We start from the raw sequence: 21694 nt of genomic DNA on the forward strand, positions 1-21694 counted from the left end.
GGGGGCAGTGGCGTTCGCGCCGCTGCCCCCGTCACTTGACGCAAGCAGCGGCAGTGGGTTGCATACGTTCTGTGATCACGTCGCGTCGGGCTCCAGCCGAACTGTCCCGTGTTTCCCCTGCTCACCGCATGGCCGTACGGGCCTCAGGAGCCACGTCGTGGACCCGGTGATCGTGGTCGGCGCCGGTCCGGTCGGGCTGGCGCTCTCCCTCGCCCTGGCCGCGCAGGGCGTACCCTCCGTCGTCCTCGACGAGGGCCCCGGCAAGGACGAGCCGCGCGCCGCGCGCACCGCCGTACTGCGCCCGGACACGGCGGCGTTCGTGGAGCGTCTCGGCTGCGCCACCGTACGGGACGAGGGGGCGCGGTGGACCGGCTGGCGGTCGATGCGCCGCCGGCAGCATATGCGGCACGTCGAGTTCGGCCTGGACGCCCCGTCGCCGCTGCACATCCCGCAGCACGCCCTGACGCGCGGGCTCCGGGAGGCCATCGCCGCGCTCCCGGACCCGGAACTGGTGCGGGTGGTCACGCACAGCCGCCTGGACGGTATCGAGCAGGACGCGCACGGCGTCACCGCGCACACGCGCGGGCCCGGTGCGACCTGGTGGCGCGGCAGTCACCTGGTCGGCTGCGACGGGGCCCGCTCGACCGTGCGCAAGCTGCTGGGCGTCCGTTTCCCGGGGCGTACGGCGGTGGAACGGCACGCGGTGGCCGCCCTGCACGCCGAACTGCCCTGGCCCGACGAGGCCCTGCTGCACCGTCAGCCGCCGTGGCGGGGCGTGGGCGAGGAGGTCACGGCCCGGCCGCTGCCGGACGGCGCGTGGCGGCTGGACTGGCTGCTGCCGCCGCGCGGCGACCTGGTGACGCCCGACGCGCTGGTGTCCCGGATCCGCGAGACGCTGGCCGGCTGGTGCGGTGCGACACCGGCGTACGACCTGGTCGACACCGGCGTCTACACGCTGCACCACCGGCTCGCGAAGCGGTGGCGCGTGGAGCGGGCCTTCCTCGCTGGGGACGCCGCCCACCTGCTGGGCGCGCTCGGTACGCAGGGGCTGGACGAGGGGCTGCGGGACGTCGAGAACCTGGCGTGGAAGCTGGCGCTGGCCTGGCGCCACGGGGCGTCGGAGGCGCTGCTGGACAGCTACCAGGCCGAGCGGCGCACGGCGGTCGCGGCCCGGCTGCGGGCGGCCGACCAGTCGTTGCCGGTGCTGCGCGGTGCGGGCGGGCTGCGGACGTATCTGCGGGGCGGTGGGCATGACGCCCTGCTGATGGACGGTCACGTGGGGCGCGGCCCGCTCGGTGCGCCGCCCGCGTACCCGCACTCCCCCCTCGCGCCTCCGTACGCCGAGGCGCACACGGGCGTCGGTACGCCGCCGGGTGCGCCGGTCGCGGACGTGCGGGTCACGGCTCCGGAGGACGGCACGACCGCGCGGCTGCGGGACCGGCTGGGCCGGGGCAGGCTCCTGGCGGTGCTGGTCGCGCCGGGTACGGGGGTGTGGGACCGGCGGCACTGGATGTCCGCGGGCGTGATGCCCCGGCTGGTGGAGGCGGTGGCCGGTCTTCCGGTCGAGGGGGAGGTGCTGGTCACGGAGGCGTACCCCGGGGCGGCCGCGCACACCGTACTGCTGGTGCGGCCCGACGGGCATCTGGCGGCGGCCTTCACCGGGGTCCGGCCGGCGGAACTGCACGCCGCGGCCGACGCGGTGCGCGGCGGTGCGCCGTCGCCCGAGCACAGCGACCGGACGGCCGACGTCAATTGACGTGATGGGGAGTACGTGCTGTACTCCCGATCATGAACGGCACCGATGTGCGCCTGTGGCGGAGGGTCCATATGGACCTGGTCCGCTATGCGGGCTGCGTGTGTCGTCGGTCCTGCTGAACTCGCTCTTTTCCCTTACGCGCCGTTTCGCCGTGCGCGTTTTCCGCGACTTCATGTCCAGGACCCAGGACGGTTTCCCATGTCCCAGCCTGTCTCCCTCTCCGCCTCGGCCTCCGTGGTCACCGATGTGCCAACGGCTGCCCAGCTCCTCGACTTCGTCCGCCGCACCGCGGCCGACACCGCACTGGTCGCCTCCCTCCCGCTCGACCCGGAGGGTCGCACGTGGGTGCGGCTCGACGGGCCGGGCGGCAGCGAGGCCTGGCTCATCGGCTGGCCGCCCGGCACCGGCACGGGGTGGCACGACCACGCCGAGTCGACCGGCGCCTTCGCCACGGCACGCGGCGCGCTGAAGGAGAACTCCCTGTCCGTGCGGCTGCCTTCGGGCGGCTGGCGGTCACTCGAGCTGAATGAGGGCGTCGACCGCGAGCGCCTGCTGCGGGCGGGCCAGGGGCGGGCGTTCGGCCGGCACCATGTGCACGAGGTGCTGAACGAGTCGCCCGCCGAGCACGCCGTGTCCGTCCACGCGTACTACCCGCCGCTGCCGCTGATCCGGCGCTTCAGCCGTACCGGCCCGGTGCTGTGTCTGGAGCAGGTCGAGCGTCCGGAGGACTGGCAGTGACCATCGACGAGTTGCTGGAGCAGGTCCGGGCGGGGCTGGACCGGGTGACCCCACACGAGGCGTTCGCGGCGGCCGAGGCGGGCGACGCACTCCTGGTGGACATCCGGTACGCGGCGCTGCGCGAGCGCGACGGGCTGATCCCCGGGGCGCTGGTCGTGGAGCGCAACGAACTGGAGTGGCGCCTCGATCCCCAGGGCAGCCACCGCGCCCCGGAGGCGGTGAGCCACGACCTGCGGGTCGTCGTGGTGTGCAACGACGGGTACGCCTCGTCCCTGGCGGCCGCGTCCTTGCACCACCTGGGCCTCCACCGCGCGACCGACCTCGTCGGCGGCTTCCAAGCCTGGAAGGCGGCGGGCCTCCCGGTCACCGCCCCCTGACGCCCCGGCCGCGTCGACGTCCCCCGCTACCCCAGTCACCGCAGCCAAGCCACCCCGCCGACTCACCCCCACCCCTCGACGCGCTCTCCCCCCGAGCCACCCGTCTCACAAGTCGCCGAGCGCAAGGCCCGACCGGCGCCGGCTGCCGCCCGGGCGCGGTAGCCGCCCAGGCGCGGTAGCCGACCGGGCGCGAGGCCTACCAAGCACGTGGCCCGACCGACACCAGTGCCAGACCAGCACGGGCCCATCCAGCGCCGGTGCCGGGTTCGACCGGACCGGGCGCACGGTCCACCAGGCACGAGTGACAGGCACAGCCCGAGCCACGCGTGGGGCGCCGACCAGGCGCGCGGCGTACCAGGGGCACGTGGCCGGACGGAGGCCGAGCCGGGCGCGAGGCGCCCGGCATGGCCTGCCGTCGCGCGACCGGCCAGGCCGCGGGGCGGCGGGTCAGAGGCCCTCGTAGGGCAGGTCCTCCGTGTCCTCGCCCTCCGCCTCCAGCGCCTGCCGGACCACCCGCAAGGCCATGCCTTCCGGGTAACCCTTGCGAGCGAGCATGCCGGCGAGGCGGCGGAGGCGGCGGTCGCGGTCGAGGCCGCGGGTCGACCGGAGTTTGCGGGCGACCAGCTCGCGGGCCGTCTCCTCCTCCTGCTCGGAGTCGAGCTGACCCACCGCTTCGTCGATCAGCTCGGCGTCCACCCCCTTGGTGCGCAGCTCCCGCGCGAGGGCACGGCGGGCGAGGCCCCGCCCGTGGTGCCGGGATTCCACCCATGCCCCTGCGAAGGCCGCGTCGTCGATCAGGCCGACGTCCTCGAAGCGGGAGAGGACCTCGTCGGCGACCTCGTCGGGGATCTCACGTTTGCGCAGCGCGTTCGCGAGCTGCTTGCGGGTGCGCGGGGTCCCGGTGAGCAGGCGCAGGCAGATCGCCCGCGCCCGCTCAGCCGGATCCTGGGGCGACAGCTCCTTCTCGGCCCTCGACGAGTCGGTGCTGTCGCCCGGCCATTCGGTGCGCCGGACCACGGGGTCAGGCCTTGGCGGCCGCGGTCTTGGTCGCCTTGGTGGCCTTGGCCGCCGGGGCCGGGACGGACTTCGCCGGCTCGTCCGAGGCCGCCGCCGCTCCCGCGGCTCCCGCCGCGTCCGTGCCGGGCTCGGCCGCCGGGGCCTCGGGCCGGACGCCGACGCCCAGCTTCTCCTTGATCTTCTTCTCGATCTCGTTGGCGAGGTCGGGGTTGTCCTTCAGGAAGTTGCGGGCGTTCTCCTTGCCCTGGCCCAGCTGGTCGCCCTCGTACGTGTACCAGGCGCCCGCCTTGCGGACGAAGCCGTGCTCGACGCCCATGTCGATCAGGCCGCCCTCGCGGCTGATGCCCTGGCCGTAGAGGATGTCGAACTCGGCCTGCTTGAACGGCGGCGCGACCTTGTTCTTGACGACCTTGCAACGGGTGCGGTTGCCGACCGCCTCCGTGCCGTCCTTGAGGGTCTCGATACGGCGGATGTCGATACGCACCGAGGCGTAGAACTTCAGCGCCCGGCCACCCGTCGTGGTCTCCGGCGAGCCGAACATCACACCGATCTTCTCGCGGAGCTGGTTGATGAAGATCGCCGTGGTCTTGGACTGGTTGAGCGCGCTGGTGATCTTCCGGAGCGCCTGGCTCATCAGACGGGCCTGCAGACCCACGTGCGAGTCGCCCATCTCGCCCTCGATCTCCGCGCGCGGCACGAGCGCCGCCACGGAGTCGATGACGATCAGGTCGAGCGCGCCGGAGCGGACCAGCATGTCCACGATCTCCAGGGCCTGCTCGCCGTTGTCGGGCTGGGACAGGATCAGGTTGTCGATGTCGACACCGAGCTTCTTCGCGTACTCGGGGTCGAGGGCGTGCTCGGCGTCCACGAACGCCACCTGGCCGCCGGCCTTCTGCGCGTTGGCCACGGCGTGCAGGGTGAGGGTCGTCTTACCGGAGGACTCCGGGCCGTACACCTCCACCACACGCCCGCGGGGCAGCCCGCCGACGCCGAGGGCGACGTCCAGCGCGGTCGACCCGGTCGGGATCACCTCGATGGGCTCGTTCGGCCGCTCGCCGAGGCGCATCACCGCGCCCTTGCCGAATTGCCGTTCAATCTGTGCGAGCGCGGCGTCGAGCGCCTTCTCGCGGTCGGTTCCTGCCATGGGTTCCACCCGGTTTGCTTGAGTCGATCGCTTCACGTCAAAGACGCTAACCCCTGCCACTGACAATGGGCCCCGACGTCCCTCCGACCTGTGGATAACTCAGCGGCCGACACCTCGTCGCCCCCGTCGTCGCCCCCGTAATTCCGGGCCGGAACCCCCATAAGAATGGATGTTCGATTTTGCTGTCAAGCGAGCCACACCGGTCCACCGCGGGGCGTCGTCACACCCGCCCGCACCCGCGTCAGGCGCCGTCGCGTGGCGGCGCCCCGGCGCCCGGTTCCTGTTCCTTCTTGGCGCCGAGGGCCCGCTGCACCCGGGCCAGGACAGCCTCACCGTGCCGACGGTGGCCGTGCATCCGCGGGTCCTCCGTCACGTCGTACCGCTTCACGTACGCGCCGAGGAACGCCTGGAGGGTCGCGACCGCCGGGATCGCGATGAGCGCGCCGACCGCGCCGAGCAGCGCGGTACCCGCCACGACCGACCCGAAGGCCACCGCCGGGTGGATGTCCACGGTCTTCGCGGTGAGCTTGGGCTGGAGCACGTAGTTCTCGAACTGCTGGTACACCACGACGAACGCCAGCACCCACAGCGCGTACCAGGGGTTCTCGGTGAAGGCGATCAGCATCGGCAGCGCACCCGCCAGGTAGGTGCCGATGGTGGGGAGGAACTGGGAGACCAGACCGACCCACACGGCCAGCGCGGGCGCGTACGGCACCGCCAGGAACTCCAGCAGGACGTAGTGGGCGACGCCGGAGATCAGGGCCATGAGCCCGCGCGAGTACAGATAGCCGCCGGTCTTGTCGACGGCGATCTCCCACGCGCGCAGCACCTCGGCCTGCTTGGCGGGCGGCAGGACGGAGCACAGGGCCCGGCGCAGCCGCGGGCCGTCGGCCGCGAAGTAGAACGAGAACAGGAAGATCGTGAGCAGCTTGAACAGCCCGCCGAGCACCGTCGCGGAGACGTCCAGCACTCCGCTCGCGCTGTTCTGGACGTACTTCCGCAGCCAGTCGGAGCGCAGCAGGCTGTCCTGGACCTCGACCCGGGACAGCTCGGTGTGGAACGTGTGGTTGATCCAGTTGATGAGCGAGTCGAGGTACCGGGGGAAGTCCTCGACCATCTCGATGATCTGGCCGGCCAGCATCGAGCCGAGCAGCACGACGAACCCGACACCGACCGCCAGGACCGCGAAGAAGACCAGGAAGGTGGCGAGGCCGCGGCGCATCCCCCGGGCGGCCATCCGCCCGACGGCGGGTTCGATCGCCAGTGCCAGGAAGAAGGCGATGAGGATGTTCAGCAGCAGGCCGATGAGCTGGTGGAAGGCCCAACTGCCCAGCTGGAAACAGGCGTAGAGGGCGAGGGCCAGGACCATGGCCTTGGGGAGCCAGCGAGGCATGCGGGCGGCGGGGTGCCCGCCGCCGGCCGACGTGGTCGCCGTCGCCGCCGCGGTCCTGCTCGGCGGCACGGCGGCCGGGTTGGTGGCCGGTGACGCGGGTTCGCCCGTCACCGGCTCGGTGGTCGTCGTCTCTGTCTCGTCAGTCGGGGCCACGGGCCAAGTCTCCCGTACGGCTGTGACACTCGGCCGGTCAGCCCGGAGACCACCGCTTCAGTACACGACCGCTCACCGCTTGTCGGCGGGCACGTCCACGGCCACGCAGACCGCCCGCCACACGTCCTTCGCCTCCCACCCCGCGTCCAGCGCCTGGTACACCGTCCGGCCGCCCAGCTCGGACATGACATGGTCCCGGGCGAAGGACTCGGCGTACACCTCACCGAAGTGGTCCGCCATCCGCTCCCAGAAAATCGTCAACCGCATGCCTCAAGTATCCCGCTCCTGAGAGTGCAGCCCTGTCCACGCCGCTTGCCGAAAGCCCTTTCCGCCCTACGGTCGGAACATGGCTGGAACTCTCCTCTCCCGCGCCGAGCACTTCATCTGGCTGACGGCCCGCGTGCTCGAACAGCGGCGGTTCGCTTACCACTTCCTGGGCGGTGGCGCCGACTCCGTGGAGGCGGCCCTGACCGCGTACCTCAACGAGGACGGGGGTTACGGGCACGCCCTGGAGCCGGATCTGCGCGGACCCGTCAGCCAGCCGCTGCACACCGCTCACGCCCTGCGGGTGCTGGACTCCATCGGCCGCTGCGGCGGACTGCGCGTGGACCGCGTCTGCCGCTACCTGACGGGCGTGACCACCCACGACGGGGCTCTTCCGGCTCTTCACCCCTCGATCCGGGGCTATCCGGTCGCTCCGTTCATGCCGGTCGTGGACGACCCGCCGAGCGACCTGCTGGCCACCGGCCCGGTCGTCGGGCTCCTCCACCGCAACCAGGTGTGGCACGCGTGGCTCTTCCGCGCCACGGATTTCTGCTGGGCCGCCGTCGACGCGCTGGAGAAGTCGCATCCGTACGAGATCCAGGCCGCCGTCGCCTTCCTGGACGGGGTTCCGGACCGTACCCGCGCGGAGGCCGCCGCGGACCGGCTCGGCCGCCTGGTGCGGGAGCAGCGGCTGGCGGTGCTGGACCCGGACCGCGTCGACGAGTATCCGGTCGCACCCGGCTACGCCCCGGGCGAGCACCACTTTCCGCACGACTACGCGCGCGTGCCGGACTCGCTCGCCCGGCGCTGGTTCACGGACGAGGAGATGGACCGGTCCCTGGACCGCCTCGCGGCCGACCAGGAGGGGGACGGCGGCTGGCCGGTCAGGTGGCGCCAGTGGGCGCCGGGCACGGCCCTGGAGTCCCGCCCGATCGTGACGATCGAGGCGCTGCGTACGCTGCGGGCGCACGGGCGCCGGATCAGCGACTGATCCCGGAGAGCCGCGCCCCTGGCCGCCGGTCCGCGGGCCGTCAGCCGCCCACGGCCCGTACACCCGCCGTCACCGCCACCGCCGCGGCGACCACGACCAGGAAGGGCGCGCGCAGCACCAGGGCGAGCGCCGCCGCGGCGAGGCCGGCTCCCCGCGCGTCGACGACGAGCGCGCTGTCGGCGCCGAAGGTCTGCTGGGCGGTCAGCGCGGCCAGCAGGGCGACGGGCAGCAGTGCCGACAGCCGCTGCACCAGCGGCCGCTCCAGCGTCCCCGCGGGAATCAGGAGGCCGATCAGCTTGAGGAGGTAGCAGCCGGCGGCGGTCAGCCCCAGGGCGATCCAGATGGTCAACGGCCCGTCCCCTTCTCCCCGCCACGGCCGGTCCTGCGGCCCTGGCACCCCAGCACGACGGGCGCGGCCAGTGCCGCGACGAGCACCGGCACCCCGGCGGGCAGCACCGGAAGGAGGCCCAGCCCGAGGACGACGGCGATCGCGGCGACCGCCCGCTCGGTGGCGGTCCGCAGCATGGGCGCCAGAAGGGCGAGGAAGACGGCCGGCCCGGCCGCGTCCAGTCCCCACGCGTCGGTGTCACCGATGGCCTCCGCGCCCAGCGCCCCGAGGAGCGTGGTGAGGTTCCACAGCACATAGAGGGTGATCCCGGTGACGGTGAAGCCGATGCGGGCGGCCCGCCGGTCCGGCTGGGCGAGGGACACGGCCGCCGTCTCGTCGATGACCCAGTGGGCGGCGAGCGGCCGTACGGACCTGGGCAGGGCCAGGAGCTGGGACAGCCGCAGCCCGTAGAAGGCGTTGCGGGTGCCGAGGAAGAAGGCGCCCGCGGCGGCGGTGAACGGATTCCCGCCGGCGGCCAGGGCCCCGACGAGCGCGAACTGCGAGGCGCCCGTGAAGACCAGCAGGCTGAGCGCGCAGGTCTGGAGCAGGCCGAGCCCGGCCCCGGCCGAGGTGACGCCGAACGCGAAACCGGATAGTCCGACGGCCACGCCGACGCCGAGCGCGTCCCGGACGACGGCACGGTCGGGCTTGGTCGCGGGCGGTACGCCCATCTGTGTGAGTGCTGTCTGTTCTGCCACGCCCCGACGCTACGAAGCGGGAAGCTCCCCGGTCTTGTACGTTCTTGCACGTTCGCGCTGGTAGGCGCCCGGCGGCACCCCGACGATCCGGGTGAAGTGCCGGTTCAGGTGCGGCTGGTCGGTGAACCCGACCTCGACGGCGGCGGCCGCGGGCGCCGTACCGGCCTCCAGGAGGTGGCGAGCGGTCCGTACGCGGGCATTGGTGAGCCAGGTGTGGGGCGGCATGCCGTAGGCGGCCTTGAAGGCGCGCAGCAGGGCGAAGGGGCTGGTGCCGAGTTCCCGCGCGAGCTGGTCCAGGGACGGCGGCCGGGCCATCCGCTCCCGGAGGAGTTCCCTGGCCCGGGAGGCCGTGCGGGCTCCGGCGGCGAGTGGTTCGCGCCGCGGCATCGACTGGCCGTGGCGGCGCAGCAGCCGGGCCACGGCGATCCGCAGCAGACTGTCGGCGGCGAGCGCGTTGCCCTCCTCGGCCGCCCTGTGCACCGCGCGGACGAGCTGGGCGGTGTCCTCGTCCTCGACAATGGTCTCGGCGAAGCCGGCGGTGCCGCGCAGTGTCGTCTCCTCCTCCGCGATCGCGGCGACGAGCTCCGACGACGGATAGAGGGTGGCGTACGACCAGCCTTCGGGCACTCCGGCGTGCGCGGAGTGCGGCACCTCGGGGTTGATCATGACGACGGTGCCGGGGCGGGCCCGGATGGTGCCCTCCGGCATGATCACGTCCTCGACACCACGCCGCACCGCGCCGAGGACGAACCCCTCATGGCTGTGCCGGGTGAAGGAATGGCGTACGTAGCGGGCGCGGAGCAGGTCGAGCCCGGGCACACCGGGGTACTGCCAGTGCCTGGCCCATTCGCCTTCCCGCCCGCTCGCCATTCCTCCATTCTGCGTCCGCCCCTCGCGCCGCCGGCCTGCACGTCCACGTCCCGGACGGCCGGGAGAGGGTGCCGGATCGGCCCCCGACCGGCCGCCGGACCGGCCGCCGCGCCGGATTGTCAGTGGTGGGGTGCACGATGGTGGACATGGTCAGGACTGCGCTCGACTCCTTCTCGCCCGCGACCCGCGGCTGGTTCACGGGGGCCTTCAGCGCGCCCACCGCGGCCCAGGAAGGCGCCTGGCGGGCGATCGGCGAGGGCTCTGACGTCCTGGTCGTCGCCCCGACCGGGTCCGGCAAGACGCTGGCCGCGTTCCTCGCCTCCCTCGACCGGCTCGCGTCCACGCCGCCGCCCGCCGACGCGAAGAAGCGCTGCCGGGTGCTGTACGTGTCTCCGCTGAAGGCTCTCGCCGTCGACGTGGAGCGCAATCTGCGCAGTCCGCTGACCGGCATCCGCCAGGAATCCGTCCGCCTCGGCCTGCCCGAGCCGGACGTGCGGGTCGGCATCCGCTCGGGCGACACCCCGGCCGCCGAGCGCCGGTCGCTCGCCACCAGGCCGCCGGACATCCTGATCACCACGCCCGAGTCGCTGTTCCTGATGCTCACCTCCGCCACGCGGGACGCGCTCTTGGGCGTGGAGACGGTGATCCTGGACGAGGTGCACGCGGTCGCCGGTACGAAGCGCGGCGCCCATCTCGCGCTGTCCCTGGAGCGGCTGGACGAGCTGCTGCCGCGCCCGGCCCGCCGTATCGGCCTGTCCGCGACGGTCCGCCCGGTGGACGAGGTCGCCCGCTATCTGTCGCCGCAGCGGAAGGTGGAGATCGTCCAGCCGGCCTCCGGCAAGGAGTTCGACCTGTCCGTGGTCGTCCCGGTCGAAGACCTGGGGGAGCTCGGGGGGTCGCCCGCGAGCGACACGGACCAGGCCGAGCGGCCGTCGATCTGGCCGCATGTCGAAGAGCGGATCGCCGACCTCGTGCAGGCACACCGGTCGACGATCGTCTTCGCCAACTCCCGGCGGCTGGCCGAGCGGCTGTGCAACCGGCTCAATGAGATCGCCTACGAGCGGGCCACCGGGGAGGCCCTCCCCGAGGACCAGTCCCCCGCCGAGCTGATGGCGCAGTCCGGCGCCGCGAAGGGCGCCCCGCCGCTGCTCGCGCGGGCGCACCACGGCTCGGTCTCCAAGGAGCAGCGGGCCCTGGTCGAGGAGGACCTCAAGGCCGGCCGGCTGCCCGCCGTGGTCGCCACCTCCAGCCTGGAGCTGGGCATCGACATGGGCGCGGTGGACCTGGTCGTCCAGGTCGAGTCGCCGCCGTCGGTGGCCTCCGGCCTCCAGCGCGTGGGCCGCGCCGGGCACCAGGTGGGCGCCGTGTCGACGGGGGTAGTGTTCCCCAAGTACCGCGGCGACCTGGTGCAGGCGGCCGTGGTCACCGAGCGGATGCGGTCCGGCTCCATCGAGTCGATGCGGATCCCGGCCAATCCGCTCGATGTGCTGGCCCAGCAGCTCGTCGCCATGGTCGCCCTGGACACCTGGCAGTTCGACGACCTGCTTGCCCTGGTCCGGCGGGCCGCGCCGTTCGCGTCGCTGCCCGAGTCGGCGTTCACCGCCGTCCTGGACATGCTCGCCGGGCGCTATCCGTCCGACGCCTTCGCGGAGCTGCGCCCGCGCGTGGTGTGGGACCGCGTCGCCGGCACGGTCACCGGCCGCCCGGGGGCGCAGCGCCTCGCCGTCACCTCGGGCGGCACGATCCCCGACCGGGGCCTGTTCGGGGTGTTCCTCGCCGGCGCCGACCCGAAGAAGGGCGGCGGCCGGGTCGGCGAGCTGGACGAGGAGATGGTGTACGAGTCGCGGGTCGGCGACGTGTTCACCCTCGGCACCTCCTCGTGGCGCATCGAGGACATCACGCGCGACCGGGTGCTGGTCTCCCCCGCTCCCGGTGTGCCGGGCCGGCTGCCGTTCTGGAAGGGCGACCAGCTGGGCCGTCCGCTGGAGCTGGGGCGTGCGGTGGGCGCGTTCCTCCGCGAGGTGGGCTCACTGGCGCCGGACGACGCGCGGCTGCGGCTGCTGGCGGCGGGCCTGGACGCCTGGGCGGCGGACAACGTCCTGGCGTACCTGGACGAGCAGCGCCAGGCGTGCGGCCATGTGCCGGACGACCGGACCATCCTGGTCGAGCGGTTCCGCGACGAGCTGGGCGACTGGCGGGTGGTGGTGCACTCGCCGTTCGGCGCGCAGGTGCACGCCCCGTGGGCACTGGCGCTGGGCGCCCGGCTCTCCGAGCGGTACGGCATGGACGCCCAGGTCATGCACGCCGACGACGGCATCGTGCTGCGGCTGCCCGACGCGGACCTGATGGGCCTGGACCTGCTCGACCAGGACCCCGCCGCCCCCGGCCTGGAGTACGACAACGACAAGGCGCCGGTCGGCGCCGCCGACGTGCTGTTCGACAAGGGCGAGGTCGACCAGATCGTCACCGACCAGGTCGGCGGCTCGGCGCTGTTCGCCTCCCGGTTCCGGGAGTGCGCCGCCCGCGCCCTGCTGCTGCCGCGCCGCACTCCCGGAAAGCGCACGCCGCTGTGGCAGCAGCGCCAGCGCGCCGCCCAGCTGCTCCAGGTGGCCAGCGAGTTCGGCTCGTTCCCCATCGTCCTGGAAGCGGTCCGCGAATGCCTCCAGGACGTCTTCGACGTCCCCGGCCTCAGGGAGCTGATGGGCGACATCGAGTCCCGCCGCGTCCGGCTGGTCGAGGTCACCACCCCCGAGCCGTCCCCCTTCGCCCGCTCGCTGCTGTTCGGCTATGTGGCCCAGTTCCTGTACGAGGGTGACTCCCCGCTCGCCGAGCGGCGGGCCGCCGCGCTGTCGCTGGACTCGCGGCTCCTGGCCGAGCTGCTGGGCCAGGCGGAGCTGCGCGAGCTGCTGGACGCGGACGTCCTGACCGAGCTGGAGAGCGAGCTCCAGTGGCTGACCGAGGACCGCCGCGTCAAGGACGTGGAGGGCGTCGCCGACGTACTGCGCGTCCTGGGCCCCCTCACCGACGCCGAGCTGGCCGAGCGCGGCGCCGCCCCGGAATGGCCCCGGCACCTGGCGAAGACCCGCCGGGCCATCCGCGTCCGTATCGCGGGCGCCGACCACTGGGCGGCCGTCGAGGACGCCGGCCGGCTGCGCGACGCCCTGGGCACGGCCCTCCCGGTCGGCGTCCCCGAGGCGTTCACCGAGCCGGTCAAGGACCCGCTCGGCGACCTCCTCGCGCGGTACGCGCGTACCCACGGCCCGTTCACCTCCACCCGGGCCGCCGCCCGGTTCGGCCTCGGCACCGCCGTCACCGACGGCGCCCTGCACCGCCTGGCCGCCGCCGGCCGCGTCGTCCAGGGCGAGTTCCACCCGTCCGGCATCGGCCAGGAATGGTGCGACGCGGCCGTACTGCGCCGGCTGCGCCGCCGCTCCCTGGCCGCCCTCCGTCACGAGCTGGAGCCGGTCCCGCCGGCCGCGCTCGCCACCTTCCTGCCCCAGTGGCAGCACCTGGGCGGCAACAGCCTGCGCGGCGTCGACGGGCTGGCCCGCGCCATCGAACAGCTCCAGGGCGCCCCCGTCCCCGCCTCCGCGCTCGAAAAGCTGATCCTCCCCGCCCGCGTCACCGGCTACGGCCCCGCCATGCTCGACGAGCTCACCACCACCGGCGAGGTCCTGTGGGCGGGGGCGGGCGCCTTGCCCGGCAAGGACGGCTGGGTCTCGCTCTACCTCGCCGACGCCGCGCCCCTGCTGCTCCCACCGCCCCACCCCCTGGAGCTGACCGCCCTCCACGAGTCGATCCTGACGACCCTGTCCGGCGGATACGGCCTGTTCTTCCGCCAGATCGCCGACCAGGTCCGCGCCACCACGCATCCCGACGCCACCGACCCGCAGCTCGCCGACGCCCTGTGGGACCTGGCCTGGTCCGGCCGGCTCACCAACGACACCCTGGCGCCGCTGCGCTCGCTGCTCGGCTCCGGCCGTACGGCGGGCTCCACCGCCCACCGCGCCAAGCGCACCGTCCCCCGCGGCCGGTACGGCACGCTCACGGCCGCCGCCCGCACCGCGTCCCGCTCCGGCCCGCCCACCGTCAGCGGCCGCTGGTCCCTCCTCCCGCCCGCCGAGCCGGAGCCCACCCACCGCGCCCACGCCCTGGCGCGGACCCTGCTGGACCGGCACGGCGTGGTCACCCGCGGCGCGGTGGCCGCCGAGGGCGTGGAGGGCGGCTTCTCGGCGACGTACCGCGTCCTGTCGGCCTTCGAGGACAGCGGCCAGGCCCGCCGCGGCTATGTCGTCGAGGGCCTGGGAGCCGCCCAGTTCGCGATGGACGGCGCCGTCGACCGTCTCCGCGCGGCGGCCACCGCCCGCGACCGCGCCGACACCGCCGCCGCCCCGCGCGCCGTCGTCCTCGCCGCCGCCGACCCGGCCAACGCGTACGGCGCCGCCCTGTCCTGGCCCGAGCCCCCCACCGGCGCCGGCCACAAACCGGGCCGCAAGGCGGGCGCCCTCGTCGTCCTCGTCGACGGCGAGCTCACGCTCTACATGGAGCGCGGTGGCAAGACCCTGCTGTCCTGGCCCACCGAACCGGACGCCCCGGCCCTCCAGGCCGCCTCCGACGCCCTCGCGGCAGCCGCCCGCGCGGGCTCCCTCGGCACCGTCACGGTCGAACGGATCAACGGCACCGCGGCCCTCACCTCCCCCCTGTCCCGCGCCCTGGAGGCGTCCGGCTTCCACGCCACGCCACGAGGCCTCCGCCTCCGCGCCTGATCACCCGCCGCCCGGACCCGTCTCCCGGGCCCGCCTCCCGGGCCCGCCTCCCGGGCCCGCCTCCCGTCCCGGCCCACCCGCCACGGCCCGACGCGACGCCCGCCGCACGTCCCGCATCATGGACCCATGCCCGAAGGAGACACCGTCTGGCTGACCGCCCGTCGCCTGCACACCGCCCTCGCGGGCAAGCTCCTGACCCGCTGCGACCTCCGGGTCCCGCGCCTGGCCACCGCCGACCTCACCGGCCGGACACTGCTGGACGTCACCCCGCGCGGCAAGCACCTCCTCACCCGCGTCGAGGGCGGCCTCACCCTCCACTCCCACCTCCAGATGGACGGCGCCTGGCGCCTGTACGCACCCGACGAGCGCTGGAGCGGCGGCCCCGGCCACCAGATCCGGGCCATCCTGGCAACCACCACCCACACCGCCGTCGGCTACCGTCTCCCGGTCCTCGACCTGATCCGCACCATCGACGAGCCGTCCGTCGTCGGCCACCTCGGCCCCGACCTCCTGGGCCCGGACTGGGACGCGGAGGAAGCGGTACGCAGGGTGTGCGCCGACCCCGCCCGCCCCCTCGGCGAGGCGCTGCTGGACCAGCGGAATCTCGCGGGCATCGGCAACGTCTACAAGTGCGAACTCGCCTTCATGGCCCGGGTCACGCCCTGGCTCCCGGTCGGCGACCTCCCGCCGGGCGTTCCCGAACGGCTGGTCTCCACCGCCCACCGCCTCCTGGAGGCGAACAAGGAGCGCTTCGACCGCCGGACCATCCTCACCACCGACCGTCCCGACCGGAAGCTCTACGTCTACGGACGCAAGAACCAGCCCTGCTACCGCTGCGGCACCCCCGTCCGCCGCAAGGAGGAGACCGGCCGGGACCGTATCTCCTACTGGTGCCCGGGCTGCCAGTCCGGCCCGGCACCCAGCAATTGACGGACCGTCAGCTCAGTCGTACCGTCCCGGCATGGCCTTCTCGCCGTACGACCTCACCGGCCGCACCGCGTTCGTCACCGGGGCCGCCGGCGGCATCGGCCGCGCGACCGCCGTACTGCTCGCCGGGGCGGGCGCCACCGTCCACTGCGCCGACCGCGACCAGAGGGGCCTCAGCGGAACGCTGACCCTCATCGGCGAACAGGGCGGCACGGCCCACGCGCACACCGTCGACGTGACGGACCGCGCCACGCTCCGGGCCGCCGTGGAAAGCGCCGGGCCGCTCCAGGTCATGGCCGCCATCGCGGGCGTCATGCACACCAGCACCGTCCTGGAGACCAGGGACGAGGACCTCGACCGCGTGTTCGCCGTCAACTTCAAGGGCGTCCTGTACGCATGCCAGGAGGCGGCCCGCTCCATGATCACGCATGGCGTGCGGCGGGGCTCCATCGTCACGATGGCCTCCGGCGCGGTGGACGCGGCGAGCCAGGGCCTGCTCTGCTACAGCGTTTCGAAGGCCGCCGTGGTCCAGCTGACCCGGACGCTGGCCACGGAGGTGGGACCGCACGGCATCCGCGTCAACGCCGTCGCGCCCGGCTGGGTCCGCACACCCATGACACAGCGCCATGAAGCCGACCGGCAGCAGCACGTCGAGACCACCATGGCGCGGATGTCCCCACTCGGCCGGGTGGGTGAGCCGGAGGACATCGCCCACACGGTCTTCCATCTGGCCTCCGACGCCTCGTCCTTCACGACGGGTCAGGTCCTGCGCCCGAACGGCGGCGTGGCCATGCCCTGGTAGGCCCGGGGGCGTAGCGAGGCCATTCCCTGGGAGCACGTGGGGCGTAGCGAGGCGTACGGGCCGAGGCCACATGCACCGGAAGCAGGCTCAGCCCCCATCCGCCCGCCGCCATGGTCCCCTCCAGGAGCCCCGCCTGACCGGGCACCAGCGCCAGTCTCAGCACCGCCCACCACCACAGCCCGCCCAGCACCAGCGCGAGCGCCGACAGCGCAACCCGTCGCCGTACCATGCCGCCTCCTCCGGTCGACGCTAGACCGGCACGATCACATGGCGGGAGGGCGTACCGATGCGTGCCTCCAGCGCACGCCGGGCGCATCGGTACGCCCCCATCCAGCCCTGGCGCTTAGGGGTTGTCCGCCTGACGGCTCTCCGCCTGGAACATCCAGGCATGCTTTTCGAGGTCCGCGGTGAGCCCGATGAGCAGGTCCTGCGTCACCGGGTCGGGCTTGTCGGTCGCCTCGATCCGCTCCCGCATCCGCCCGACCACGGTCACCAGCGCGTCGACCATGATCCTGACCGCTTCGTCGTCCTTGATCCAGCCCGTCGGCACGTTCTTGATCGCCGTGCTGGACGCGACCGTGCCGGCTCGCCCGTCCGGGGTGACGCCCAGCGCCGAGGCTCGCTCCGCCATGATGTCGGAGTGCTGGCGGGCGGTGGTCACGACCTCGTCGAGCTGAAGGTGAATGGAGCGGAAGCGGGGCCCGACCACGTTCCAGTGGACCTGCTTGGCCACCAGGGACAGGTCGACCGCGTCCACCAGGGCGCCTTGCAGGGCCTCGCCGACCACCTTCAGGTCGGCGTCGGACAGCGGGCTCTTCACGACAGACATCCGAAAATCCTCCGTTCCCGGCGTGCGGCGGGAGCGCACGCCCGTCCACCATTGCACATAGGACCTAAAACGGGCATTCGGGGTAAACGAAAGCCCCGGTCGACCATTCGGGTACCCGACCGGGGCTCAGCTCAAAACGTACGCTCCCACAACGCGAGAGCGCTCAGGCGGCGACGACGTCCACCGCCTCCGCAGGTGCCTTGATCGTCACCCGCTCCGTCGGCACACCCGCCACCGACGTCACGGACACAGAATTGAGCATCGGGCGTACTGGTGCCGGCACCGGCTCACTCGCCGCTGCCGATTCGGCCAGCTCAGCCAGCGAGAGCTCGTCGCTCACCTCTCGCATGAGCTCGGACATCCGTACGTCAAGCGCGTCGCAGATCGCGGAGAGCAGCTCGGAGGAAGCCTCCTTCTGCCCCCGCTCCACCTCGGAGAGATAGCCGAGCGATACTCGGGCGGACGAGGAGACTTCGCGCAGAGTACGGCCCTGGCGCTGGCGCTGCCGACGCAGCACGTCACCCAACAGGCGACGGAGCAGAATCATCGGTGGCTCCCTCCTCGGACCGTGTAGCCGCATCCTTCACGCCCCACCGTACCGCCTCGCGCTGCGGCCGTGCGGGGAGCGATGACGTGTTCACTCAGGGCTGCAAACATCAGTTCCCCCCGTTCTGTTCCGTATCCTGTGCCCGCGCGTTCTCCGAGAGTTGGTCCGCGAGCAGTTCCAGCACGCTCCGTACACTCTCTCTACGGATTTCCGCACGGTCGCCGTTCAATCGCAGTGCGACGACTTTCCCCGCACCGAGGGGCCCGCCGACCGGCCCACAGACCGCGACGTACACCGTGCCCACCGGCTGGCCGTCCTGTGGTTCGGGCCCCGCGACACCGGTCGTCGCGATCCCCCATCCGGCCCCCAGCCGGGCCCGCACCCCCGCCGCCATCTGCAGCGCGACCTCCGGATCGACGGCACCGCGCTGCGCCAGCAGCGCCGCGTCGACGCCGAGCAGGTCCTGCTTCAGCGCGGTCGCGTACGCCGTGACCGACCCCCGGAAGGACTTCGACGCACCGGGCACGGACGTCAGTTCCGCCGCCACGAGGCCCCCCGTGAGCGACTCCGCGACAGCGACCGTCTGATTACTCTCCGCAAGGAGTGCCAGAGCGCGCGCCGCCGTCCTCATCGCCCCGACTCCCCCTCCGAACGCTCCGGCGAGCGCTCCGCGCGTTCCGGCGAGCGCCGAGCGCGCTCCGCGGCAAGCCCCTGGCGTCGCAGGACCACCGCCTGCCGCACGTAGTCGAGCCCGGTCACGACCGTCAGCACGACGGCCACCGCCATCACCCAGAAGCGGAGTGTCGCCAGAGGCCCGGTCAGCGCCAGAACATACATCCCCACCGCCGTGCCTTGCGCCAGCGTCTTCATCTTGCCGCCGCGACTGGCCGGAATGACTCCATGCCTGATCACCCAGAACCGCATCAGCGTGATGCCCAGCTCACGGAAGAGGATCACTCCGGTCACCCACCAGGGCAGGTCCCCGAGCGCCGACAGGCAGATCAGCCCGGCCGCCATGATCGCCTTGTCGGCGATCGGATCGGCGATCTTCCCGAAGTCCGTGACCAGGTTGTACGCGCGTGCCAGGTGCCCGTCGAAGATGTCGGTGATCATGGCGACGGCGAACGCCGCCCACGCCCAGGCACGCCACGCCGGGTCGTACCCGCCGTCCTGGAGCAGGAGCACCACGAAGGCCGGCACGAGCACCAGCCGCACCATGGTGAGGATGTTGGCGATGTTCCACAGGCTGGCCTGATTGACGGCCGCAGCACCCAGCTTGCCGCCGGGCGCCGGCCTACCCGTACCGCCCGCAGCGGATGCCGGGGCTCCGGTCATCTGCCCGCCTCCTCAAGGCACTGGGCCACCAGGTCGACGCCCTCGGTGCCGACGACCTTGGCCGTGACCATCCGGCCGGGCACCAGGCCCTCGGCCGTCGTGAAGACCACCTGACCGTCGGTCTCGGGCGCCTGGTGCGCGGCGCGCCCGACGGCGCCGTCCCCGTCCGGCGTCTCGTCCACCGATTCGACGAGTACTTCCAGGGTCTCGCCGAGCCGCTCCTCCGCGCGCTGGGCGGTCAGCTCCTCCGCGAGCCGCGACAGGTGGGCGAGCCGCTCGTCGACGACCTCCTGGTCGAGCTTGTTCTCGTACGTGGCGGCTTCCGTGCCGTCCTCGTCCGAGTACCCGAATACGCCGATCGCATCGAGCCGGGCGTGCGTGATGAAGCGTTCCAGCTCCGCGAAGTCCTCATCCCTCTCGCCGGGGAAGCCGACGATGAAGTTGGACCGCACACCGGCCTGCGGGGCCTTGCCCCTGATGGTGTCCAGCAGCTCCAGGAACCGGTCGGTGTCCCCGAAGCGCCGCATCGAGCGCAGCACGTCGGGAGCCGAGTGCTGGAAGGACAGGTCGAAGTACGGTGCGACCTTCTCGGTCGACGTCAGGACGTCGATGAGCCCGGGCCGCATCTCGGCGGGCTGCAGGTAGCTGACGCGTACGCGCTCGATCCCGTCGACCGCCGCCAGTTCCGGCAGCAGGGTCTCCAGGAGGCGGATGTCGCCGAGGTCCTTGCCGTACGAGGTGTTGTTCTCGGAGACCAGCATGATCTCCTTCACGCCCTGCTCCGCCAGCCAGCGGGTCTCCCCCAGGACGTCCGACGGCCGCCGCGAGACGAAGGAGCCGCGGAAGGACGGGATGGCGCAGAACGAGCAGCGGCGGTCACAGCCGGAGGCGAGCTTCACCGAGGCGACCGGGCTGGTGTCGAGCCGGCGGCGCAGCGGCGCGCGCGGCCCGGACGCCGGGGCGACGCCCTCGGGGAGGTCCTCCGGGACGGGCGCGGGCTCCTGCGAGTGGCCCGGCAGGGCGACCTGGGCGGCCGCCTTCTGCCGCTGCACGGGGCTCAGCGGCAGCAGCTTGCGCCGGTCACGCGGGGTGTGGGCCTCCACGCTGCCGCCGCTGAGGATGGTCTGGAGCCGGTCGGAGATGTCGGTGTAGTCGTCGAAGCCCAGCACCCCGTCCGCCTCGGGCAGCGCCTCGGCGAGCTCCTTGCCGTACCGCTCGGCCATGCAGCCCACGGCGACGACGGCCTGGGTGCGGCCGTGGTCCTTGAGATCGTTGGCTTCGAGCAGGGCGTCGACGGAGTCCTTCTTGGCGGCTTCGACGAAGCCACAGGTGTTGACGACGGCGACATCCGCGTCGGCGGCGTCCTCGACGAGCTCCCAGCCGTCCGCTGCCAAGCGGCCTGCGAGCTCCTCCGAGTCCACCTCGTTACGGGCGCAGCCAAGAGTGACAAGGGCGACGGTACGGCGTTCGGGCATGGACTCAAGACTACTTTGTCCCGGCGACACCCCCGCCGCTCAGGGGTCACACCCCCGCGCCACCGGCGGGCACCCCCCGGTGCCCGCCCCCGAAAACCACCCGACCCGGTGGTCCGCGTCCTCACGCCACCCGGCCCCACGCCGTCCCACGAGAGCCCGCCCCGGGCGGGCCGGGCCGTCACCCGACCTGCGGGTCGCCCTTCTCGTACGACAGGCGCTCGACCTGGCCGTCCTCGAACTCGTCCTCGACCTTCTTGCCGTTCACGAACAGCTCGATCGCCCCGGCGTTGCCCAGGATGAGGTCCAGCCGCTCGTCGTCCTGGAAGGTCTTGGAGTCGCCCTTCAGCAGCAGCCCGTCGAACAGCAGCTTGCCGTCGCGCGCCTTCGCCGAGATCCAGCTCTTGTCGTCCTTCGCGGTGAGCTTGACCGTCACCTTGTCCTTGGGAACCGCCGCGATGGCACTCTCCGACGGCGCGGGCGGCGGGGCCACGGCCTTGGGCGGCTTCGGCTTGGTGGTGGCCTTCTGCGCCGGAGCCGGGCCCTCGGCCACGTGGGTGTTGCGGGACCGGTCCCCGTCACCGTTGAACAGGGTGAAGCCGACGAAGCCGATCACCGCGACGATCGCGGCGACCATGGCGGCGGTCCAGTTGGGCCGCCGCCGCTCCGGGCGGATGCGTTCGGCCTCGAACAGCGGCGCGGCGGGCGTCGGCGACGGGCGGCCGCCGTGCTCGGCGTCGTACTGCTCGACCAGGGCCGCGGAGTCCAGCCCGACCGCACGCGCGAGCGTACGGATATGGCCACGGGCGTACACGTCGCCGCCGCATCGCGAGAAGTCGTCCTCCTCGATCGCGTGCACGATCGGGATGCGGACGCGCGTGGAGGTGCTGACCTCCTCGACCGTCAGGCCGGCGTCGATCCGTGCCTGTCGCAGCGCACGGCCGATCGAGGGCCGGTCGTCCTCAGGAGCGTCGGCCGGGACATCCGGGACCAGCGCCTCTGAGGCCTCGCGGTCCGGGAGAGCGTCGTCGGGGGTCGAAGGCCGGTCGTCTTCGGGGGAGTTGCCGATGGACACGAGGGCGCCTTTCGAGCGTGTAACCACCTGCTGGAGGTTCAGTCTATGGGTGGTACGAAAGGGTGGAGCAACCGGGCGGACGCAGTTTGTACGCCATCGGAATGGCCGCGCGTCCGAGGCGCGTCCGAGGGGCGGACAGCTATTTTGCGCCC

21 protein-coding genes and 1 pseudogene are annotated in these 21694 nt (G+C 73.0%); 8 read left to right on the forward strand and 14 right to left on the reverse strand.

The features are described from left to right. Positions 1-157 precede the first annotated feature (157 nt). From AMK26_RS16965 to AMK26_RS16975, 4 genes are all read left to right on the forward strand, one after another. The gene (locus AMK26_RS16965; protein ID WP_073755459.1) at positions 158-1756 is read left to right on the forward strand and encodes an FAD-dependent monooxygenase; all 1599 of its coding nucleotides are present in this window, start codon (positions 158-160) and stop codon (positions 1754-1756) included. 32 nt (positions 1757-1788) lie between these two features. Continuing rightward, positions 1789-1875, forward strand: coding sequence for a putative leader peptide (locus AMK26_RS38545; protein ID WP_338015579.1), 87 nt, complete (start codon positions 1789-1791; stop codon positions 1873-1875). Positions 1876-1954: 79 nt separating this feature from the next. Further along, positions 1955-2494, forward strand: coding sequence for a cysteine dioxygenase (locus AMK26_RS16970; RefSeq protein ID WP_073755460.1), 540 nt, complete (start codon positions 1955-1957; stop codon positions 2492-2494). Beyond that, complete coding sequence (locus tag AMK26_RS16975) at positions 2455-2871, forward strand: rhodanese-like domain-containing protein (protein ID WP_073755461.1); 417 nt, start codon at positions 2455-2457, stop codon at positions 2869-2871. Before AMK26_RS16970 ends, AMK26_RS16975 begins: the two co-directional genes overlap by 40 nt. 447 nt (positions 2872-3318) lie before the next feature. Here the strand turns inward: AMK26_RS16975 and recX are convergent. From recX to AMK26_RS16995, 4 genes and pseudogenes are all read right to left on the reverse strand, one after another. Beyond that, positions 3319-3993: pseudogene (recX, locus tag AMK26_RS16980) on the reverse strand (recombination regulator RecX); the annotation flags it as partial. Next, positions 3893-5032, reverse strand: coding sequence for a recombinase RecA (gene recA / locus AMK26_RS16985; protein WP_198944078.1), 1140 nt, complete (start codon positions 5030-5032; stop codon positions 3893-3895). The pseudogene recX and the gene recA, both read right to left, overlap by 101 nt. Before the next feature lie 241 nt (positions 5033-5273). Then, positions 5274-6425 (reverse strand): AI-2E family transporter, encoded by a 1152-nt coding sequence (locus AMK26_RS16990; protein WP_073755557.1) that lies wholly within the window; start codon positions 6423-6425, stop codon positions 5274-5276. 225 nt (positions 6426-6650) lie between these two features. Then, positions 6651-6845: a DUF3046 domain-containing protein gene (locus AMK26_RS16995; RefSeq protein ID WP_073755463.1), complete on the reverse strand. Its 195-nt coding sequence runs from the start codon at positions 6843-6845 to the stop codon at positions 6651-6653. A 79-nt stretch (positions 6846-6924) separates the two neighbouring features. Here AMK26_RS16995 and AMK26_RS17000 point away from each other — a divergent pair, with 79 nt between their 5' ends. Continuing rightward, on the forward strand, positions 6925-7833 hold the full coding sequence (locus tag AMK26_RS17000; protein WP_073755464.1) for a hypothetical protein: 909 nt from the start codon (positions 6925-6927) through the stop codon (positions 7831-7833). A 40-nt stretch (positions 7834-7873) separates the two neighbouring features. Here AMK26_RS17000 and AMK26_RS17005 read toward each other — a convergent pair whose 3' ends face one another. Genes AMK26_RS17005 through AMK26_RS17015 form a run of 3 tightly spaced genes read right to left on the reverse strand, consistent with a single transcriptional unit; the run spans position 7874 to position 9789 of the window. Beyond that, complete coding sequence (locus AMK26_RS17005) at positions 7874-8182, reverse strand: AzlD domain-containing protein (protein ID WP_073755465.1); 309 nt, start codon at positions 8180-8182, stop codon at positions 7874-7876. Continuing rightward, positions 8179-8892 carry an AzlC family ABC transporter permease gene (locus tag AMK26_RS17010; protein ID WP_107420960.1) on the reverse strand — a complete coding sequence of 238 codons (714 nt, stop codon included), beginning with the start codon at positions 8890-8892 and terminating at the stop codon, positions 8179-8181. Before AMK26_RS17010 ends, AMK26_RS17005 begins: the two co-directional genes overlap by 4 nt. A gap of 36 nt (positions 8893-8928) precedes the next feature. Beyond that, on the reverse strand, positions 8929-9789 hold the full coding sequence (locus tag AMK26_RS17015; RefSeq protein ID WP_073755467.1) for an AraC family transcriptional regulator: 861 nt from the start codon (positions 9787-9789) through the stop codon (positions 8929-8931). Positions 9790-9935: 146 nt separating this feature from the next. Between AMK26_RS17015 and AMK26_RS17020 the strand changes: the two genes are divergently transcribed. From AMK26_RS17020 to AMK26_RS17030, 3 genes are all read left to right on the forward strand, one after another. Further along, positions 9936-14555 (forward strand): ATP-dependent helicase, encoded by a 4620-nt coding sequence (locus AMK26_RS17020; protein WP_073755558.1) that lies wholly within the window; start codon positions 9936-9938, stop codon positions 14553-14555. Positions 14556-14681: 126 nt separating this feature from the next. Next, on the forward strand, positions 14682-15485 hold the full coding sequence (locus tag AMK26_RS17025; RefSeq protein WP_073755468.1) for an Fpg/Nei family DNA glycosylase: 804 nt from the start codon (positions 14682-14684) through the stop codon (positions 15483-15485). A 31-nt stretch (positions 15486-15516) separates the two neighbouring features. Continuing rightward, positions 15517-16284 (forward strand): SDR family NAD(P)-dependent oxidoreductase, encoded by a 768-nt coding sequence (locus tag AMK26_RS17030; protein ID WP_073755469.1) that lies wholly within the window; start codon positions 15517-15519, stop codon positions 16282-16284. Here the strand turns inward: AMK26_RS17030 and AMK26_RS37760 are convergent. The 7 genes from AMK26_RS37760 to AMK26_RS17065 all read right to left on the reverse strand — a co-directional run bounded on the left by AMK26_RS37760 (position 16232) and on the right by AMK26_RS17065 (position 21542). Then, the gene (locus AMK26_RS37760) at positions 16232-16513 is read right to left on the reverse strand and encodes a hypothetical protein (protein ID WP_073755470.1); all 282 of its coding nucleotides are present in this window, start codon (positions 16511-16513) and stop codon (positions 16232-16234) included. The two genes, AMK26_RS17030 and AMK26_RS37760, sit on opposite strands and share 53 nt — an antisense overlap. Positions 16514-16627: 114 nt before the next feature. Beyond that, positions 16628-17113: a Dps family protein gene (locus tag AMK26_RS17040; protein WP_073755471.1), complete on the reverse strand. Its 486-nt coding sequence runs from the start codon at positions 17111-17113 to the stop codon at positions 16628-16630. A 163-nt stretch (positions 17114-17276) separates the two neighbouring features. Continuing rightward, positions 17277-17660, reverse strand: coding sequence for a helix-turn-helix domain-containing protein (locus AMK26_RS17045; RefSeq protein WP_019889909.1), 384 nt, complete (start codon positions 17658-17660; stop codon positions 17277-17279). A gap of 109 nt (positions 17661-17769) precedes the next feature. After that, positions 17770-18291 (reverse strand): CinA family protein, encoded by a 522-nt coding sequence (locus tag AMK26_RS17050; protein WP_073755472.1) that lies wholly within the window; start codon positions 18289-18291, stop codon positions 17770-17772. Further along, complete coding sequence (gene pgsA, locus AMK26_RS17055) at positions 18288-18995, reverse strand: CDP-diacylglycerol--glycerol-3-phosphate 3-phosphatidyltransferase (RefSeq protein WP_073755473.1); 708 nt, start codon at positions 18993-18995, stop codon at positions 18288-18290. Before pgsA ends, AMK26_RS17050 begins: the two co-directional genes overlap by 4 nt. Next, positions 18992-20470 (reverse strand): 30S ribosomal protein S12 methylthiotransferase RimO, encoded by a 1479-nt coding sequence (rimO, locus tag AMK26_RS17060; RefSeq protein ID WP_073755474.1) that lies wholly within the window; start codon positions 20468-20470, stop codon positions 18992-18994. The genes pgsA and rimO overlap by 4 nt, the downstream gene beginning before the upstream one ends. Positions 20471-20648: 178 nt before the next feature. Beyond that, positions 20649-21542, reverse strand: a complete 894-nt coding sequence (locus tag AMK26_RS17065) for a helix-turn-helix domain-containing protein (RefSeq protein ID WP_241837933.1) — start codon at positions 21540-21542, stop codon at positions 20649-20651. Between the last annotated feature and the right edge of the window lie 152 nt (positions 21543-21694).

This window comes from Streptomyces sp. CB03234 (assembly GCF_001905885.1).
Taxonomy (GTDB): domain Bacteria; phylum Actinomycetota; class Actinomycetes; order Streptomycetales; family Streptomycetaceae; genus Streptomyces.

What these genes read in the sequence shown, in the direction of transcription:
- AMK26_RS38545 (WP_338015579.1), top strand. Translation starts at nt 1,789, where the DNA reads ATGAACGGCACCGATGTGCGCCTGTGGCGGAGGGTCCATATGGACCTG.
- AMK26_RS16970 (WP_073755460.1), top strand. Translation starts at nt 1,955, where the DNA reads ATGTCCCAGCCTGTCTCCCTCTCCGCCTCGGCCTCCGTGGTCACCGAT.
- recA (WP_198944078.1), bottom strand. Translation starts at nt 5,032, where the DNA reads ATGGCAGGAACCGACCGCGAGAAGGCGCTCGACGCCGCGCTCGCACAG.
- AMK26_RS16990 (WP_073755557.1), bottom strand. Translation starts at nt 6,425, where the DNA reads ATGCCTCGCTGGCTCCCCAAGGCCATGGTCCTGGCCCTCGCCCTCTAC.
- AMK26_RS16995 (WP_073755463.1), bottom strand. Translation starts at nt 6,845, where the DNA reads ATGCGGTTGACGATTTTCTGGGAGCGGATGGCGGACCACTTCGGTGAG.
- AMK26_RS17000 (WP_073755464.1), top strand. Translation starts at nt 6,925, where the DNA reads ATGGCTGGAACTCTCCTCTCCCGCGCCGAGCACTTCATCTGGCTGACG.
- AMK26_RS17010 (WP_107420960.1), bottom strand. Translation starts at nt 8,892, where the DNA reads ATGGGCGTACCGCCCGCGACCAAGCCCGACCGTGCCGTCGTCCGGGAC.
- AMK26_RS17015 (WP_073755467.1), bottom strand. Translation starts at nt 9,789, where the DNA reads ATGGCGAGCGGGCGGGAAGGCGAATGGGCCAGGCACTGGCAGTACCCC.
- AMK26_RS17020 (WP_073755558.1), top strand. Translation starts at nt 9,936, where the DNA reads ATGGTCAGGACTGCGCTCGACTCCTTCTCGCCCGCGACCCGCGGCTGG.
- AMK26_RS17025 (WP_073755468.1), top strand. Translation starts at nt 14,682, where the DNA reads ATGCCCGAAGGAGACACCGTCTGGCTGACCGCCCGTCGCCTGCACACC.
- AMK26_RS17030 (WP_073755469.1), top strand. Translation starts at nt 15,517, where the DNA reads ATGGCCTTCTCGCCGTACGACCTCACCGGCCGCACCGCGTTCGTCACC.
- AMK26_RS37760 (WP_073755470.1), bottom strand. Translation starts at nt 16,513, where the DNA reads ATGGTACGGCGACGGGTTGCGCTGTCGGCGCTCGCGCTGGTGCTGGGC.
- AMK26_RS17040 (WP_073755471.1), bottom strand. Translation starts at nt 17,113, where the DNA reads ATGTCTGTCGTGAAGAGCCCGCTGTCCGACGCCGACCTGAAGGTGGTC.
- AMK26_RS17045 (WP_019889909.1), bottom strand. Translation starts at nt 17,660, where the DNA reads ATGATTCTGCTCCGTCGCCTGTTGGGTGACGTGCTGCGTCGGCAGCGC.
- AMK26_RS17050 (WP_073755472.1), bottom strand. Translation starts at nt 18,291, where the DNA reads ATGAGGACGGCGGCGCGCGCTCTGGCACTCCTTGCGGAGAGTAATCAG.
- pgsA (WP_073755473.1), bottom strand. Translation starts at nt 18,995, where the DNA reads ATGACCGGAGCCCCGGCATCCGCTGCGGGCGGTACGGGTAGGCCGGCG.
- rimO (WP_073755474.1), bottom strand. Translation starts at nt 20,470, where the DNA reads ATGCCCGAACGCCGTACCGTCGCCCTTGTCACTCTTGGCTGCGCCCGT.